This window comes from Kitasatospora sp. NPDC007106, from assembly GCF_040634455.1.
In the GTDB taxonomy this organism is placed as follows: Bacteria; Actinomycetota; Actinomycetes; order Streptomycetales; family Streptomycetaceae; genus Kitasatospora; species Kitasatospora arboriphila.
This window is the reverse complement of sequence record NZ_JBEYFP010000811.1, coordinates 1-2573: the sequence shown is the minus strand read 5'-3', so window position 1 is coordinate 2573 and position 2573 is coordinate 1. Positions and strand designations below refer to the sequence as shown.

1 protein-coding gene and 1 pseudogene are annotated in these 2573 nt (G+C 74.0%); both read right to left on the bottom strand.

Features of this window, described 5'->3' with window-relative positions; translation table 11 throughout:
* Positions 1-91: 91 nt before the first annotated feature.
* Positions 92-1642, bottom strand: a complete 1551-nt coding sequence (locus ABZ641_RS32690; RefSeq protein WP_359987728.1) for an ABC transporter substrate-binding protein — start codon at positions 1640-1642, stop codon at positions 92-94.
* Positions 1643-2098: 456 nt separating this feature from the next.
* A pseudogene (locus ABZ641_RS32685) lies at positions 2099-2573 on the bottom strand (hypothetical protein); the annotation flags it as partial.

Genomic DNA, 2573 nt, shown 5'->3' with positions numbered 1-2573 from the left:
GCGCGGGCCGCGCGGCGTGCGAGCCGCCGCACGAACCGGTCGCCGGGCCGGGCGGTGGTCGGGGCGGGTGCGGCGGGCAGTGCCGCGGTGCTCATGACGCGGTCACCCCCTCGAAGCGCTGGACGACGGTGAAGGCGGGGATCGCGGAGACCGTGCGGCGACGGGCCAGCAGGCGGGGCACGCTGTAGAGGAAGACGTTCGGCATGGCGCGTACGGCGAGCGCGGTGGCCGCCCGGAGCGCCACGGGGTAGTCGGGCGAGTCGAGCGGGGTGCGGGAAACCTTCTCGACGGCGGCCTTGAGCTCGGGCGGGGTGGTGCGGCCGGGGTTCATCAGGCCCTGCTCGCCGAAGAGCACCTGGAAGGCCTGGGCGGCGGAGTCCCGGCCGGCGAACTGGTCGGTGAACAGCGCCTTGGAGTGCTGGATGTAGACGATCTGGGTGGCCTGGGCGGCGGGGATCACCTCGATGGTGGCGCGGATGCCGACGGCCTTGAGCTGGGCCTGGAGCTGTTCGGGCAGGCCCTGGGCGGCGCTCGTGGTGAGCGTCAGCTCGACGCCGTCCGGGTGTCCCGCCCCGGCGAGCAGGGCCCGCGCCTTGTCCGGGTCGTAGCGGTAGAGGTCGTCGGAGCCCGGGTCGTGGCCGACGTAACCCTTGGGGAAGGGCTGGTAGTTGACCTCTCCGTGACCGAACAGCTGGGTCTTCACCAGGGCTTCGCGGTCGATCGCGTACTTCAGCGCCTCGACGACGTCCGGGTTGTCGAACGGCGCCTTGGTGGTGTTGACGTCGAGGACGGCGACGACCAGGGACGGTATCTCCTGCACCTCCAGTCCGGCTGCCTTCGCCGCCTCGACCTGGCTGCCCGGGATCTGCGCGACGTCGAACTGCCCGGCCTGCAGCCCGCCGACGACGGTGGCGGCGTCCGGCAGCGGGTAGACCTCGAAGTTCTCCAACTTGATCGAGGCGGCGTCCCAGTAGCCGGGGTTGCGGCGCAGCACGGCCTTGGTGTTGAGGGTGTAGGAGGTGAGGGTGAACGGCCCGGCGCCGGCCGGTCTGGTGGCGATGCCCGCGGCGTCGGCCTCGAAGGCCTTCGGGTTGACGACCATGCCGGTCTTGCCGGCCAGCAGGTTGGGCAACTGGTAGTCGGGCTGGGTGAGGTCGAGGACAACGGTACTGGCGTCGGGGGCGAGCACCTGCTTGACGTGGACGAGTTGCGGGGCGACCAGCGACTTGGGGTCGGTGCGGCCGCGGTCCAGGCTCTTCTTGACGGCGGCCGCGTCGAGAGGGCTGCCGTCCGCGAAGGCCAGGTTCGGGCGGAGCGTGAAGGTGACGGAGGTACCGTCCTGGCTGTACGTCCAGCCGCTCGCGAGGGCCGGGACGGCGGTGCCCTTCTCGTCGAGCTTGGTCAGCCCGGCGTAGACGAGGGAGAGGACGTGCACGTCCCAGCCGGCGGAGGAGAACACCGGGTCCCAGGAAGTGGGCAGCGCCCAGCCCCACGTGAGGGTTCCGGCGGAGCCCGGCGCACCGGCAGGACCGGTGCCGGCGTCGCCGCAGGCGGCCAGCGCGAGAGCGGCGCCGGCCCCGAGACCGAGGCCGAGGAAGGAGCGTCTGGCGAGGGACGGCGAGGGCGCGGGGAGTCTGGTCATGGGCGTGCGTCACCTTTCGCGGCACGGCGGGACGGCCCTCGGCGCCCGGCCCGGGACACGGCGGGTCCATGGACGGCGGGCGGTGCGCGGGCACGGCGCGTACCGGTGGTTCGGAGAAGGGGGTGTCCGACGGCTCCCCGGGGCGGGGGCGGCGCGGCACGGCGAAGAGCGCGGGAGTTGACGCGGGGGCGGCGGGCTCGGGCGGCGCCGCGGGGGGCTCGGACAGCGCGGCGGTGGTCAGGCCGTCGGCGGGAGCGGGGCGCTCAGCGACAGAGGTCGCTGCTGGTGCGCCGGAAGTCCACGTAGCGGCACACCACGTTGGGGTGCGTGGAGAGCATGCCGTCATCCTGTCGGCTGCGGAACCCGACTGTCAATGGACACCTTTTGGTGTCTCATTCGGCGGTACGGGGGCCTCCGCGGCCGGGCAACGGGCCGACTGCGAACGGTCCTTGCAGCTCAGGGCTGCGTCCGGCCCGAGCCGGCGAGCAGCCGGGAGCCGGCCGCCTCGTCCGGGTGCAGGTACACCGGGCCCGTGCCGGTGAGCACGGTGAGCGCCCCGGCGGGCGCGCCCTCCTGACCGGGCGGCAGGTCCATCCCCGTCAGGCTTCGGTGATGCAGCAGTAGTTGCTCCGGAGTCAGCGAGTCGGACACCGGCGCCAGGCCCGGACAGACGGCCCGCACCGCCGCCAGGTACGCGGCGAGCGGCCGCCACCCCGGCACCGCCCGGCAGCCGGCCGGGCCCCGGAAGACCAGCGTCGGCAGGGCGTAGCGGTGGCCGTCCTCGGTCTCCTTGGCGGCGCCCGGGTGCGGCCCGTCCGCCCGGAGGCCGATCACCTCGGGCAGCGGCCGTCGGGTCTCCGCGCGGTCCCGGAGCCGGGACGTTCCTGGCCAGGGTGGTGCCACGACGACGAACCACAGCGCGCAAGCCGGC